The sequence below is a fragment of the Clostridium sp. CF012 genome, assembly GCF_018861755.1.
In the GTDB taxonomy this organism is placed as follows: domain Bacteria; phylum Bacillota; class Clostridia; order Clostridiales; family Clostridiaceae; genus Clostridium_AD.
Window position 1 is genome coordinate 1 of record NZ_JAHLEF010000059.1, and the last position, 14,322, is coordinate 14,322.

A 14,322-nucleotide genomic window follows, 5' to 3' on the forward strand; every position below is an offset into this window, starting at 1 on the left:
TTCTATATTGTTTTCTTATATATTAGCATATCATTTTATAAAAATAGCACTACTTCAATTATAAAAAACAGTTAAGATAAATAAGAAAGCCCGAAGCTAGATTTCTCTAACTACAGGTTAAAATTTCCCTTAATGCAGTGAATATTTTTTTAAAAATAGTCTATATTTTAAATATCCTTAATATTTAACGAACTAAAATAACAATGCTCCGCTGAGGTCCCCCTGAGTGCAACACTGTTATTTTTTTAGATTTTAAATAATATCCATCTACAGCTGCTTAACTCAAATTTTATATCATATAACTTTTCAACTCTGTTAATTACACTCTGACATTTAAACACAAGCATATTATTACCCGCCAGCTTTTCTTTGTCTACTGTAATAACTTTGTCTACTTTTATAACAGAGCTAGTCTCATCTTCATTAGTAATCTTAAATCTCACTGGATGTATATTCCCTTTTGTATCAGTCCAAGAAACTACTTCTATTGGTTTTGCTACAACTTTCATACTACCACTCCTACTGTTTATACGTAATGGCTAATATATTTTCTTTCTTGAAATGCCTAACCTGATGCCTCAAGTAGCAGTACGCTTCTATCTCTTTATCCATTAGTTTCATTATTCTTATATCCCTCTGTGTTATCTCTTTTCCTCTTTGGTACATTATAGTTACAATTTTATGATCTTGTAATGAATTCTTTAACATATATTCGTCCATAATTACCACCTCTAAGGTTATTATATCGAACATACGTTCTAATGTAAAGTAGAAAATTATACTGTTTTTGTCAATTTTTACAGTATACCTCCGCAATACTTGCAAATTCTAAAAAATCCCTCTCTTCAGACTTAAAATACGTTCATCAACTCTTAAACAATACATTTTGCTGTGATTGGAAGGGGCAAAGTTTTCCTTTAAAATAAAAAAAGACTATGCACCCTTAATCTTTTTACTATTCTTAAAAATCGAATTTCTTTGTCTTAATATACCCAAACTTTTTATTGAATATAGTTACTAGATTATTTTCTCCGCCATCATTCTGTTTATTATAAAAATCAAAATCAACAAGTGCACCATCAACAGGTATGCCTAATACATCTTTCTTTCCTACGAAATAAACGTAGTCATTCTGAATTTCAATGTCCTGAATTTCTTCAATGATTATTTCTTGGTTATCATCGGTACAATCATCAAAACTTGTAATTCCTATAATATGTTCTCTATACATTTTTATGAAAGGTATAATCGGATCCACCAATTTTTTCACCTCTTTCTTGATTTAATTCTTATATATAATATTTAAAAAACGCCGGAAATATTACTATAGTTCTACTATTGAAAAATAGGCAAAAAAATAAAGCTCCAAGGTATTTCCTCAGAGCTTCTAACTATTCTTAAATTTTTTAATATTACTTTACTTTAATCAGTTATCGTTCTCATCTTCATCTTCGTTATCACCATCATCATCTTCGTTCTCATCTCTAGATAGCAAATGATATAAACTTATAACAACAAATATTTGAGTTAACAACATGTTTAACAACATAAATACTTCAATATATAATAAAATCTTGTTATCTAAAAACTTTAACAAAACTTGATATATAACTGCTATAAAAAGCATCCCTAACTGTAACAATAAATTGTAAAAGCTTCTTATAACTAAAAGTTTAAAATAAGAAATTTCTTTATTATTTATGTCCTTTCTCTTAGTTAATTTTCCCTTAGCTACTCTTATATTATCGCTTGAACTAGTTAATAAAATAGTAATAGTAGCTATTCCAAAAGCACCTAATAAAGATGTAATTGTAAGTGCCGAATCATTAAATTTTGAGGCAAACGTTAAAATATCTTCAATTTTACTCATACAAAATGCAATTAAAATAAATGTTAAAACAAATGCAGTTCCGTGTAGTTCTCCGATTTCTTTTAATTTAGCAGTTTTATAGAAATCCCTCCAAATTCTAATGAACTTATTATACACATATACTCCTCCTATTCCTCATTATCTACTATATCTAGCAGCAACTCGCCCAATTCATCACCATAAGTTTCTATTAAAGTTACATACTTACCGAATAAACTCTCACTATTAACTAGCCCATCTATATCTAACTCAGTTTGAATAAATTTACTTAATTTCATACCTTCTGTATCCAACCGAATCGTATTGTCATCTTTTTTTCCTTGTATAATTATACGTTTTATTTTGTCAGTTCCAACTCCAGACATATACTTTTCAAAATATTTCCTAATCTTTGCATTAGAAAACGACCTTGATTTTTTTGGAGTATATATTAAATCAATTTCAGGCTTACTTATATGGTCTTCATTAAATGCCATATCTTCATCATCTTTAAATTTAAGATTTTCTTTATCAATAGTAACTTTCAATAATGATATTTTATCCATTTTCATTAACTCTTCCACAAATTCCATAGAAGGAATATAATCTAACCTTACCCTTGACTTATTAAGCTCTTTCTTTTTATCTTCATCGAACTGCTTTATCCAATTAACATAATACCTATTAATTTCTCTTTCCATATTTGCCTTAGTAACTGACCCAGAAATTTTTTCCCACACTATTAGAGCTTTATTATCACCAAATCCTTTAATAACAATATGCTGTCTTTCTTCGTCACCTTCGTTTTTATTTTTTGTTTTAGTAGCTTTAAAACTTAAATCTGATATAGTTACTTTTTTATTATATTTTAAATATACGAATCTAACCTTCCTTATATTACCATTGCACTCATTTAAATCTATCATATATCTCAAGTCTTTTGATTTGCACTCAAAAATTTTGTCACTACCTTCAATAAATTTATTTTCGCTAAAAAATGCCTCTAGCATTTTTAATAATATAATTTCACCCTCATATACCCTTCCATCCCTATTCTGTCTCAATGCAATTTTATATAATTCTGTTTTTCTATTCATTAGTATCCCCCCAAATTTATTATTACTCATTATTATGGCACAAGTAGTATTGCTATTATTATAGGTTCTATTACTATAACATTCAACATATTCTACATAATTTATACAATTATATATAATTTATGTAATAATAGGGGTAAACTTAAAAATTTATAATACAAACATATGTTTCTATACATTATACATGAATTATTAACTTTTAAAATAGTTTGTCAAAAATAAACATTGAAGACTTGGGCAAGTTCCCATATTTACTAAAAAAGCCTCCAAGAATTTCTCCCTGAGGCCTTTTAAATTATATAGTTGTTGTTGGAGTTATTGTGACTACTGGTTGTAATTCTGTTATTCCATCCGGCGCAAAATATTTTATAATTGGAGTTGCCACTGTTATAGTATCCTCGATGGCTTTTATAAATAAAGGTTTATTTTTATTAAATTCCCCTGCAATGGCTTGCCTAAAGTTTGCTATTTGCATATCTGTTATACCGGGTATCTTTTGTTTAATTAAAGTTTCAAACATAACAACTTTAGCCTGGACCGTATCTCCAATAATGTTACTTAATCTAAAATGTTCTTCTATTACATTCCAAATATCTAGGGCTACAAGTTTACCTTTCATATAGTTTGCAAGGCTTATTTTGAGCACTATGAAGTCAATTAGTTTAGGGACTAGCTTTACTACCGCTTTGCCTAAAAGCCCTAAAAAACCCATTAAAATCGTTAATAACACTGGATAAAGTATTGATAAAATATCTTGCATTAATAATTCCTCCTAAATTTTATTTTATAAATTCTGAACTTACATAACCACCATGATTACCAAAATAAATTGAGTACCATGTCCCCACTTTTTTATCTATTTTTACAGAAGATCCTTTAGCTAGTTCACCTATTATTTTATAGTCTGTGCTAGGTCCGCTTCTCACGTTCAATCTAGTAGCGGTAACTGTGCCCACTGTAGGTACTTTTATAACTTTAGGTACTATTATAGGTTTTACTGGTAACGGTCCTATAATTCCCTCTGCAATTGCTTTGGCAATAGTCTTGTATCCTATTTTCAAATAATGGTTAGCATCTGCAGTATCTACAAAACAAACTTCAATTAACATAGATTTTGCTACCGTACGTCTGATTACATAAAGCCCTTGACCATCTTTTACACCCCTGTTTTTAAAGCCTAAATCAGCTATATTAGCACATACATCTATTGCATCCTGGTATTGTCTGCCTGCATACGTATAAGCTTCTACACCTTGTCCACCACCAGCATTAAAATGTATGGATATAAACCAATCCAAGTCTTGTCTATTTGCCTGGCCCATGATTAAAGATAAACTCTCATTAACACTATTTGCGGAATCTATTGTGCAATTTATAGCATTGTGGCCATATTCTTTAATTAGCCGTCTTACTTCTTCACCAACTAACCTTGTATGTTCTCCTTCTTTTATAATGCCTACTGCTCCGGTACCAAATCCGAGTATTGTATGGCCATCATTTACACCAATATTTAAAATATCCATAATTATTTTTCCTCCTTCATTCCCTTTTTATCTTCGCTTTTTCTTTTTAATATATCTATTGCATTAATAACTGCTGGTGGCAAATCAATACCCATTAATCCTGCATTTTCTATTAGTGATATACACTCATTTGTCATAAACCCTATTATGGCTGCATTTCTTATAAACCCGCCCGAACCCAAAACAATATCCACTTGATTTATTACAACAATAATTAAAAATATAAAAGCCTTTTTTACTAGACCTTTGAATCCTGCGCTGCTCTCAGCCCCGCCAGTCTTTGTTTTAGGCGAATTTTTAAAGATTAAAGCTACCGCTAACCCTGTAAAATAATCTACTCCTACACATATAATAAAAGCTATTAAAAGTTTGTCCGCACCCCCTAATGCACTTGCCATAGTTCCGCCAATTAGACCAATACCTATGCAAATACTATTTTTAATACTAATTAAATTATCCATTTCCATTCCTTCTTTCTTATATGCTTTTTAGACATTAAAAAGAGGACACTTAAAGTCCCCTATTTTTTTGTATTTTTATCCCTGTATATTTTTAAAGGTTTTTACATATTTCTGTAGAATACTATCACCAAAAGGAGGTGATAATTATGGTTTACTTGATTGGATATGATTTAAACAAAACAGATAAAAACTATGATGGTGTCTATACTGCTATAAAAGAATCCTCTGTCTCCGGTTCTACTTGGTGGCACTATCTTGATTCAACTTGGATTATTAAATCAAATCTTACCGTTGATCAGGTACAAGAAAAGATAAAACTTGAGACTGATGAAAACGACCATTTCCTTGTTATCGAAGTTAAAAACAATAAACAAGGTTGGCTTCCTAAAGATGCATGGGATTATCTAAATAATAATATTTTTATTTAGGACATTCACACGGAATTAAATGTTTACAACCTCCATTACTATCTTCTGGAACAAATTTTCTTGGTTGCTCTTGAATTAGTATCTCTTGAGCAACCCCTTTTTTATTTTCCATTTAAATCACCTCACTTTTTTTATATTTTCACATTAAAATGACACCCTCTCAGGTGCCTCTAGTTATGTCGTCATATGAATAGGTTTGGATTCAGATGTTGAGCCGATAAAAACTATCACCATAAGTATATACTTAAATGATGATAGCCACTAAAATTGCTCAATTTCTGAAACAAGCTATAGAACGATGCCGCGTTAGCACTACTATGGGGATTTAATCTTCCCCATCATTCTGAAATTAGCTTTTAAATTAAGGTCATTAACTGTAATTTCCACAAATGTATCTATAATCCTTCTAAACTCTGGTTATTTAAAAAAAATGGACGTATTTCCCCCCTCCCCAAAATAAACACTTTATGCTATTCTGTTTATTTCTCCTGGTGGAGAATAGTTTTGGCGATTTAGCTTATCTTTTGTTACCATGGTGCCCTTTCCGCAGCAAGAACAAATATTTATATCTATTCCTGTAAGCTTAAGGAGAAGCTCGGATGCATTTAATTTAACCTCTGGGTTTTGTTTTATATTTTGCACTGCACCTGTAAGTTCTTTGCATCTCTTAAGCTTAGTTGACCTATTTCTATTGCTTAATATTCCATAGTGTCTAATTTTAACAAACTTTCTTGGTAGAACATGCATGAGAAATCTTCTAATAAATTCATCTACAGTAAGAGTCATAAATTTTTCTTTATTATGTTCTTTATAATCTCTCCACTTAAATGTGACATATCCATTTTCTAAATTCACAATTCTATGATTAGATATAGCTACTCTATGAGTGTATCTCCCAAGGTATTCAAGTACGTACTCCGCACTCCCAAAAGGAGGTCTACAGTACACTATCCATTCTTTTTTATATAACTTATCTATGAAGCTCCGAAATATATTTTTTTCTGTTAGCTCCTCAATTCCATTTGTGTATTTAAGAGCATTATTATAATAAGCTCTTTTAAGGTAAAATAAGAATTTGCCTCTGAACTTTCTTGAAAGCACTTTCACTGGAATAAAAAAATCTTTCTTTGAATTTATCCATCTGTTACCATCTAAAGTTAGTCCTCCACTTGGAACTATACAATGTATATGTGGATGATTCATAAGATTCTGACCCCAAGTATGCAAAATTGCCATAAATCCAATTTCGGCACCTAAATATTTTTTATCGATTGAAAGTTCAATTAGTGTTTCAGAAACAGATTTAAAGAGAATGGAATACATTTCCTTTTGATTTGTTAGAGTTATATAGTTAAGTTCTTCAGGTATAGTGAAAACTACATGAAAATACCCTACGGGTAATAAATCCTCTTTTCTTTTTTCAAGCCATCTTTCCTTGGCTAAAGTTTGGCATTTAGGACAATGCCTGTTTCTACAAGAATTATAAGAGACCCTCATGTGACCACATTCATCACACTCATCTACATGACCCCCAAGTTCCGCTGTTCTACAAGCTTCAATAGAAATCATAGTTTTTTGAATATGTAGAGGAAGCTTATGATTTTTTCTGTATTCATCACCATATTGATTGAATATATCTTGAACCTCAATCATCTTTTTCGCCTAACAATAAATCCAATGGACTCTTTATATTAAGTAAATCCATCCTCCTAAGATGTAAATAGATAGTGGTAGTAGTTATTCGAGTATGTCCTAAGAGTCTTTGAATATGACAAATATCTGTACCAGCATCCAATAAATGGGTTGCGAAACTGTGTCTCAGTGTATGGACAGATGCTTTTTTAGTAATTTTAGCTTTTTTTATGGATTTTTCCATCATATGTTGCACACTACGTGGACTTATAGAATTTGTACTCCCTCTTCCAGAAAATAAATATTCTGTAGGGTGATATCTTTTCCAATACTCTCTGAGAATTTCAAGATTTGCTTTTGATAACAATGAATACCTATCTTTTTTACCTTTACCTTCTCTTATTAATATTTGCATATTTTTACTATCAATATCTGTTATTTTTAAATTGCAAACTTCACTAACCCTTAATCCTGCGGAATAAACCGTCATGAGAATTGCCTTATGCTTAAGGTTTTCAGTAACATCAAAAATAGATTTAACTTCTTCAGGAGATAAAACAGAAGGTAATCTTCTTGGTTCTTTAATCCTTGAAATTTTGTCCATGTTCCAATATCTATTAAGCGTTTTAGTATAAAAAAACTTTAGACCCGCATTAATATAATTAACGGTACCTTCACTTAATTTTCTTTCCATGATACAATAATGTAAATATTCACGTATTTCTTTTTCTTTTAAAAGCTCTGGTGATTTGTTGTAAAACTTAGCAAAGTTACTAACGGTACGGGTATAGTTTTTTATGGTCCTTGGGCTATAACCCTTTAGTTCCATATCCATTTTCATTTTTTGTCTTAATTCTGACATAAATAATAACACTCCCTTATTTTTTATTTCTACAATAAAAGTTTAGAGGAAGTGTGTATTATAATAAAGTATCTTAGTTAATTAAGATACTTCTTTATATTTTATTTGAGTAAAAATTAAATTGATGGAATTAGCACTCGTCTGCCACCGTTTTTAGCGGTTTAGTTCTATTTTCCTAATTCGTCACAAATAAAAACGCCCCAAACCTTTATTTCTTGCAGCGCTTAATAAAAAGATTTTGTCTTAAATTAGTTTTGATAAAAATCTATTATTATTTTTCTCTTAGATTAAGATAGATACCTATGTAGTATTCTATAGGTATCTATCTTAGCTTATTTTAAACCTTAAGCTCAACTCCTACTTTTTTTGCAAAAATTAATGCTTCTCTACCTACATCTATTACAACGGTCACAATCATCAAACCAAACCTCGCACCAATCGTCACACCATTCATTAAAAAATTCGTTACATCTATCATTGCATCTATCGTTGCATCTATCATTACGTCTATCATTACATCTATCGTTACATCTATCGTTACATCCATCATTACATCTATCATTACATCTATCATTACATCTATCGTTACATCTATCATTACATCTATCATTACATCTATCATTACATCTATCATTACATCTATCATTATCATTACATCTATCATTACATCTATCGTTACATCTATCGTTACATCTATCATTACATCTATCATTACTTTGGTGACATCTATTTGACATAAAATTCCCCTCCTATATTTCCTTTAATATATAATATGAGGCTTGTCTTTTTATGTGCAGAGTGATTACTAGGTAAGAGTACACTTTCTAATAATTACTTTATGGCATTTTTTATCGCAGCATTTTCCTAAGTCGTCACAAGTAAAAACGTCACAAACTTTTATTGTTTGTGACGTCTAATTAAGAAAAATGTGTACTAAATATTATGTTCATAATAGGAATTACTCTAAGTCCTTCGCTTTCATAAATTCTATTTCTCTTTCCTTTTGCTCTTTCAGTTTCTTGCGTCCCTTATCCCATCCTTCTAAGCTCCAAACAAAAGGAATTGCAAACCCTAAGAAATTTTTGTACCCGAAATTAAGCCCTGTAAAAAAGAAAACAAAAACAGCAAATAAGATAATAATTGTTGGTATGATGAGACCCCAAGCCCAACTTTCAAGCTTGCTCAATACAGATTGAGCAACCATGAATAAAACTATAACTGCTATAACAATAATTGTGATAACAACTTGTGACATACTATTTTCCTCCTTGTGATTCTTTGTATTTTTCAATAATAAGTTTAGCAGTTTGTAAATCTATTTTTGAGTCAACCGCTAAACCTTTAATAAATGCTTGAAATGGTTGTTCCTCTTTTTTTTGATAGAGTTCTATTTTTTGAATAAGCTTATCCAATCTTAACCTAACTGTTGGATAAGAAACCCCATACAGTTTGGCAATTTCTTTTAATGAACCTGATAGTAAAACAAAATTTTTAAAAAAGGTAGCATCCTCTTGCTCCAAGGCAAGAATCCATTCAGGTATTTTATCAATATTCATTTAAACCTTCCTTTCATAATATATTTAACAATATTAAGTATAACATTAACTTTATTAAAGTCAATAATGATTATATTTTAATAAATTAAAGGTGGCTGTTTAATTAACAACCACCTTTATCTAGGATTATATAAATAATTTTTACTACACATAATTCTACGATTTAATATTACCATAAAATAGAATAAAGATAAAGATTAGGATATTATTAATCTTTATCTCAACATATTTTCCTAAGTCGTCACAACTAAAAGCGCCACAAACTTTTATTGTTTGTGGCGTCTAATACGAAGATAGCGAATTAACATAACTTTACATTATGCTCATACCCCGTATCCTCTCGTTAAACGAGTAATTTACAGTCAATATTTGCTTTTCTTGCTTGACTGCATAAATCTCTGACATTAAGTGTGTAATCCTTACCATCTTTGATAAAGCGAGTTCCACATTGTCTAAACTCAAAACGAACTCCTTTAGTTATACACTGCTCTCGAATAGATAAAACCCAATTGTAATTCAACGGTCTTGCATTTCTATCAGATTCACCACCAACTACAACCAATTCAACATTGTCCAGATATTCTTCAATATTTATCTCTTCGATAAGTGGCTGGCAAATTACATTCCTATGCTTTATTGGAAAGGTAGCAAACATGGAGAGCCTAAAATCTGCTCTATCTTGATTTTCAACAGTACAGCCAACAGTCACATTGTCGTATCCATTGTTCCAGTCATTCGGAATACATTGCAAAAATCTTTCGATTCTCTTTGTGAGAAAAATGAAATTCAAGTCCGAGCGCTCTCTTATCATTTTCCAACATTCTTCTCTCAACTCGTCAGCTTCTTCAATAAGAAAGTCTGTAGAAAAGCCTAGGTACATAGTTTCACCTGATTTAATTTTATATTCACCTTTTTTATTCTTTGCAACAGGCGCATTAAAATTATCTGTTTTTACAATAATATTTGTGTCTACTCCTCTTTTGGCATCACCTTTATGAATATAGCAGTATTTACCTAAAATTTCGATTTGTCATAGTTATATGGAATGCTTGTTCCAACAATTACATCTTCAATTTTTTCAACAATAAGCCAATCATCCATATTACCCTGATGGTCAAAGTCAAGAGGTTGGATTTCACTCACATTCTCAAACTCTACCAAGCACATACATTTTTTATGCCAACGCTCTTGTTGCTTTTTGGATAAATTCAATTTTCCTTGATTATCGGCAAGTGCCTTTACTATTTCATCTTCCGACAATTTAACGTGATTTTGAACTGATTTCACAGTTGCAGTTGCAGAGATTTTAGCTGTACCTTTTTTCATAAAGTAAAGTTTCTCACCATCGAACAATCTACTATGAGGAATTTTTCTTCCTGCCGCTGCTCTGATAATCATTGTTTTAGAACTAGCCAATATTTTTTCTAATACCTTTTCTTTGTCATCACAATATACCAAATGTACCATATCTAATTCTCCTTTTTCACAACTGGAATCCACATCTCATACTTGGCATTCTCTGGGTCTGCATTTAAATACACTTCAATATCTGGTGCATTTCCATATTCATATCCTGAAGTAGGAAGCCATTCAGTTACGATTCTTTTTTCTAGTTCCTGTATAGATTGATTACTTCCTTCTCCTGAAAATATTGCCCATGTAGAGCTAGGGACAATGTATTCTTCTAAGTCATTCTCTATTGGTTGACTACTTGCAACTGCAATATAATATCTCCAATTATCTGATTCATTACAGGAACTTACTCCTAGCAATCCTATGGGTATTCCCTCCATCATGGCAGCAAGTCTTGGTATTGTTCCATTCATTGCAGCTGTACCCCACATTTGGGGTACAATTTCAAAGTTTTTCTCAATTTCTGTTTCTAATGGTTCTGAAACACCCACAATTCTAAATGCTTCTTTCTTTTCAATTCTGTAATTCATCTCACTATCTCCTTTTATTGTTATTTTGAAACTGATAGGAGGAAATGCTTTTAATATTGTACCTTCTTCTTTTGCCTGAGAGGGTGCTATTCCATGTACACTTTTAAAAGCTCTGTTAAATGCTGTCGGTGAATCATATCCATATTTTAGTGAAATATCCATCACTTTTTCATTGCCACTCTGTAAATCTACAGCTGCCAATGACATTCTCCTACGACGTATGTACTCTGATAATGGTATATCTGCTATATAGGCAAACATCCTTTGAAAATGATATGTTGAGCAACATGCAATCTTTGAAACTTCTCCCAAATCAATAGTTTCTTTTATATTCTCTTCGATATAATTAACAGCACTATTTAATAGTTCTATCCATTCCATATCTTCATCTCCTAACAATATAATACTCTATTTCAGATAATTCCACCTCTCTTTTTCTGCCCAATAAAGAGAGATTATATAAATAATATTTAGTACAAAATATTTTACAGTTGTGACGTAACTTCTGAAAATTATGAAGTTTGTTTATTTTAATCCATCAATGAAGCCAAGGGAAAAAGATATAAATGGAATAAATACTGTTAAAATACAAGATATAACTCCTAAGCATTTTATGAATTTATCTTTGAAAAATTTTCCTATAATTATTAATATAATTCCTGAAGATAAAAGTTTAATAAAAAGATTTAAAAAATCCAATAGTATCACCGCCCTTAATGCATAATATTATGCGATTCCATCTTAATAATACCATAATATAGCATAAATATAAAGATAAGAGATATCCTATTGTTTAGTAAAAAGGGCAAAATAAAAACACCCTATTGAGTGCTTACATTGCCCTATTTAGATTATACTAATGCCAATCTTCTAGCAACTTCTGCTAGTATTAATGAAACTTCTACTGTTGTCAATTTTGTGTATTCTATCATGATGTCCTCAGCAGTTCTCGTTTCTGCTTCCATTCTAATTATTACTACATTAGAGAATATTCTTAATTTATATCCAGGCATTTATATCACTTCCCCTCATTGTGTAATAAGCCTATATCCCCATTAGTTGTGTCATTGCAATTTGAATATCGTTCTGAGTAGATGTTAAAATTGCGTTCTCAGCTTTTGAAATGTCTCGTTCTTGTCGAAGAAACTTTACTGAATCAGGTTGTTTAATCATACAACTAGATGTTAAATTACCATTTGCATCTACTTCTTGTACTACTATATAATTATCAAATTCATAGCCTACTTCAAAATTAACATTATTTGATATAGCAATTTTTCTATCTGTAGGAATTGTTGCCGGCATTTCATTATAGATTGCGATTACATAACCATCTGATATTTGATACTCTAAATATCTATTTTCCATATTAATACCTCCTATTCTAATGTAACCTCACGTACTAGTACTTGGTGATAACCACCACTACTAGTTTGTTGAGCATAAATTTGAAACAGTAAATGAACTAGACCAGTTACTCCACTAATATCTAAATATGCTATTTGGTCACTGTACATATTATTACTTATATATATTGCACTAAAAGCATTCTCGTGTGCATATGAAATACCTGCCCCAGTATAAAACCAAAAGGTATCAAGCTTATTCGATTGAAAAACAATTTTCACCCTAGAAAAAGCAGTAACATCTACTTTTGTAGATAAACTAAATATACCAAAAGGTAAAGTATTTTGTTGGTTTAATACATTCATTTGCATTTGGTATGATACATTATAAAAGGTACATCCCCCTGTATTGTCAACTCTCAAATCCCATGTATTAACATATGCAGTTCCTCTATAATAAATAGCAATTGCCCTTTGACATAGTATGTTCCAAACTCCACTAGTCTTTTTCCATACCTTTGACCATGTAGTTTGTTGCATCCACACACCACTCACTTTTTTCCATACTGCACTCAATTTATTTCACCTCCATTATGGTTGCACCCAGTAGTCGCCATCATAGCCACCGCTTGGTGTCCCTGAATTATTAGTTATATTGGGTGCAGTACCTGCAAGTCCTAAAATATTTTTACCTGTGCGAATATTTAACGAAGCATAATCTGCACTATCAATAAATATACCCATTTCATTACTTGCTTGTGAATTTGGAGTTAAATAGGCACCCAGTGGTATACGTAAATGTACTCGTGATTCTTGTATTGGGTCTGCTAACAATGCCCTTCTCCATGCAGGGAATTCTTCACTCCCTCTTATTGGCATTGTTCCAACTATATCTCCTGCATCTACGCTTGCCTTTTTACCAAGGAGAAGGTCAGACGCTGTAGCATCACCACTACCACCTTCACCCTGTAATATAAAATTTGTTCCGTCATACCTCAATGTGTAAATTCCAGTAGATGCAAGGTTAGTAACGTTAGTACCATTAGCTTTTTTAATTGTTTTAGCACCCTTGCCATCCCAGTTAAGTGTTGAAACACCTGTGCTTGCTATATTTATTTTTACGCTTACCGCCATTCCTGCGGTTAAAGCAGTTATTGTAGGTGTTGTTATAGCATAAGTATTCGCGGTACCTGTCGCTACTGCATAAGGTACTTGCTTCGTGTAATCTGCCGAGTGCGACGCTAGACTTTCACCTAAAGCCACTATATTATCAGCATTTTTTTTCACTGTTTCGGTAGTTCTTCCGCTACCCCCAAGAGCATTAATTGCATTAGATAGATTGCCAGCTATATCTCCATTAAGTTGTCCTTGAATTGTTGCAAACCATGTCTCAAAATTAGCTTGAAATGTTGCTTGATTTGCTATCATTTGTGTGTTGTAAGTATTGGATTGAGCAGTAAACCATGCTTGGTATTGGTTAAAAATTGCGGTTGTATCTGCTTGTATTAAGCTGTTTTGGATCTATGTCAATATCTTAGACACAAAAAGTTGAACTTTTTATGCGGTTGTCCTAGCTAAATCTTCACATTTTTGAGGGGATATATAACCGATGCTACTGTGTATTC

General features: G+C 31.4%; 22 protein-coding genes. 2 read left to right on the forward strand and 20 right to left on the reverse strand.

Going from position 1 to position 14,322, the window contains the following annotated elements:
• Positions 1-245 precede the first annotated feature (245 nt).
• From KPL50_RS25475 to KPL50_RS25510, 8 genes are all read right to left on the reverse strand, one after another.
• Positions 246-509 carry a hypothetical protein gene (locus KPL50_RS25475; RefSeq protein ID WP_216301292.1) on the reverse strand — a complete coding sequence of 88 codons (264 nt, stop codon included), beginning with the start codon at positions 507-509 and terminating at the stop codon, positions 246-248.
• Between the two features lie 10 nt (positions 510-519).
• Entirely contained in the window at positions 520-720 is a 201-nt protein-coding gene (locus tag KPL50_RS25480) for a hypothetical protein (protein WP_216301293.1), read from the reverse strand.
• A gap of 241 nt (positions 721-961) precedes the next feature.
• Positions 962-1,231 carry a hypothetical protein gene (locus KPL50_RS25485; protein ID WP_216301294.1) on the reverse strand — a complete coding sequence of 90 codons (270 nt, stop codon included), beginning with the start codon at positions 1,229-1,231 and terminating at the stop codon, positions 962-964.
• A 195-nt stretch (positions 1,232-1,426) separates the two neighbouring features.
• Complete coding sequence (locus KPL50_RS25490) at positions 1,427-1,987, reverse strand: hypothetical protein (protein ID WP_216301295.1); 561 nt, start codon at positions 1,985-1,987, stop codon at positions 1,427-1,429.
• Positions 1,988-1,998: 11 nt separating this feature from the next.
• On the reverse strand, positions 1,999-2,946 hold the full coding sequence (locus KPL50_RS25495) for a hypothetical protein (protein WP_216301296.1): 948 nt from the start codon (positions 2,944-2,946) through the stop codon (positions 1,999-2,001).
• A gap of 295 nt (positions 2,947-3,241) precedes the next feature.
• Positions 3,242-3,706, reverse strand: a complete 465-nt coding sequence (locus KPL50_RS25500; protein ID WP_216301297.1) for a hypothetical protein — start codon at positions 3,704-3,706, stop codon at positions 3,242-3,244.
• A gap of 19 nt (positions 3,707-3,725) precedes the next feature.
• Positions 3,726-4,469: an N-acetylmuramoyl-L-alanine amidase gene (locus tag KPL50_RS25505; RefSeq protein WP_216301298.1), complete on the reverse strand. Its 744-nt coding sequence runs from the start codon at positions 4,467-4,469 to the stop codon at positions 3,726-3,728.
• Between the two features lie 2 nt (positions 4,470-4,471).
• Positions 4,472-4,930, reverse strand: a complete 459-nt coding sequence (locus KPL50_RS25510) for a holin family protein (protein ID WP_216301299.1) — start codon at positions 4,928-4,930, stop codon at positions 4,472-4,474.
• A 146-nt stretch (positions 4,931-5,076) separates the two neighbouring features.
• Between KPL50_RS25510 and KPL50_RS25515 the strand changes: the two genes are divergently transcribed.
• On the forward strand, positions 5,077-5,358 hold the full coding sequence (locus tag KPL50_RS25515; protein WP_216301300.1) for a hypothetical protein: 282 nt from the start codon (positions 5,077-5,079) through the stop codon (positions 5,356-5,358).
• 465 nt (positions 5,359-5,823) lie between these two features.
• Here KPL50_RS25515 and KPL50_RS25520 read toward each other — a convergent pair whose 3' ends face one another.
• The 8 genes from KPL50_RS25520 to KPL50_RS25555 all read right to left on the reverse strand — a co-directional run bounded on the left by KPL50_RS25520 (position 5,824) and on the right by KPL50_RS25555 (position 11,732).
• Entirely contained in the window at positions 5,824-7,011 is a 1,188-nt protein-coding gene (locus KPL50_RS25520) for an IS91 family transposase (protein ID WP_216301301.1), read from the reverse strand.
• A complete protein-coding gene (xerA, locus tag KPL50_RS25525; RefSeq protein WP_216301302.1) occupies positions 7,004-7,852 on the reverse strand; it encodes a site-specific tyrosine recombinase/integron integrase in 849 nt (282 codons plus the stop codon). The genes KPL50_RS25520 and xerA overlap by 8 nt, the downstream gene beginning before the upstream one ends.
• Before the next feature lie 337 nt (positions 7,853-8,189).
• Positions 8,190-8,564 (reverse strand): hypothetical protein, encoded by a 375-nt coding sequence (locus KPL50_RS25530; protein WP_216301303.1) that lies wholly within the window; start codon positions 8,562-8,564, stop codon positions 8,190-8,192.
• A 246-nt stretch (positions 8,565-8,810) separates the two neighbouring features.
• On the reverse strand, positions 8,811-9,107 hold the full coding sequence (locus tag KPL50_RS25535) for a hypothetical protein (protein WP_216301304.1): 297 nt from the start codon (positions 9,105-9,107) through the stop codon (positions 8,811-8,813).
• A gap of 1 nt (position 9,108) precedes the next feature.
• Positions 9,109-9,408 (reverse strand): DUF2089 family protein, encoded by a 300-nt coding sequence (locus KPL50_RS25540; protein WP_216301305.1) that lies wholly within the window; start codon positions 9,406-9,408, stop codon positions 9,109-9,111.
• A 343-nt stretch (positions 9,409-9,751) separates the two neighbouring features.
• Positions 9,752-10,435, reverse strand: a complete 684-nt coding sequence (locus KPL50_RS25545; RefSeq protein WP_216301312.1) for a DUF5131 family protein — start codon at positions 10,433-10,435, stop codon at positions 9,752-9,754.
• A complete protein-coding gene (locus tag KPL50_RS25550; protein WP_216301313.1) occupies positions 10,423-10,875 on the reverse strand; it encodes a hypothetical protein in 453 nt (150 codons plus the stop codon). Before KPL50_RS25550 ends, KPL50_RS25545 begins: the two co-directional genes overlap by 13 nt.
• 2 nt (positions 10,876-10,877) lie before the next feature.
• Positions 10,878-11,732 (reverse strand): AraC family transcriptional regulator, encoded by an 855-nt coding sequence (locus tag KPL50_RS25555; RefSeq protein WP_216301306.1) that lies wholly within the window; start codon positions 11,730-11,732, stop codon positions 10,878-10,880.
• Positions 11,733-11,865: 133 nt separating this feature from the next.
• Here KPL50_RS25555 and KPL50_RS25560 point away from each other — a divergent pair, with 133 nt between their 5' ends.
• On the forward strand, positions 11,866-12,075 hold the full coding sequence (locus tag KPL50_RS25560; protein ID WP_216301307.1) for a hypothetical protein: 210 nt from the start codon (positions 11,866-11,868) through the stop codon (positions 12,073-12,075).
• 127 nt (positions 12,076-12,202) lie between these two features.
• Here the strand turns inward: KPL50_RS25560 and KPL50_RS25565 are convergent, their stop codons facing one another.
• From KPL50_RS25565 to KPL50_RS25580, 4 genes are read right to left on the reverse strand one after another with little or no spacing between them, the layout of a single operon-like run.
• A complete protein-coding gene (locus KPL50_RS25565) occupies positions 12,203-12,364 on the reverse strand; it encodes a hypothetical protein (protein WP_216301308.1) in 162 nt (53 codons plus the stop codon).
• Between the two features lie 31 nt (positions 12,365-12,395).
• A complete protein-coding gene (locus KPL50_RS25570; RefSeq protein WP_216301309.1) occupies positions 12,396-12,719 on the reverse strand; it encodes a hypothetical protein in 324 nt (107 codons plus the stop codon).
• A gap of 11 nt (positions 12,720-12,730) precedes the next feature.
• The gene (locus KPL50_RS25575; RefSeq protein WP_216301310.1) at positions 12,731-13,273 is read right to left on the reverse strand and encodes a hypothetical protein; all 543 of its coding nucleotides are present in this window, start codon (positions 13,271-13,273) and stop codon (positions 12,731-12,733) included.
• Between the two features lie 15 nt (positions 13,274-13,288).
• Positions 13,289-14,125 carry a hypothetical protein gene (locus KPL50_RS25580; RefSeq protein ID WP_216301311.1) on the reverse strand — a complete coding sequence of 279 codons (837 nt, stop codon included), beginning with the start codon at positions 14,123-14,125 and terminating at the stop codon, positions 13,289-13,291.
• Positions 14,126-14,322 lie beyond the last annotated feature (197 nt).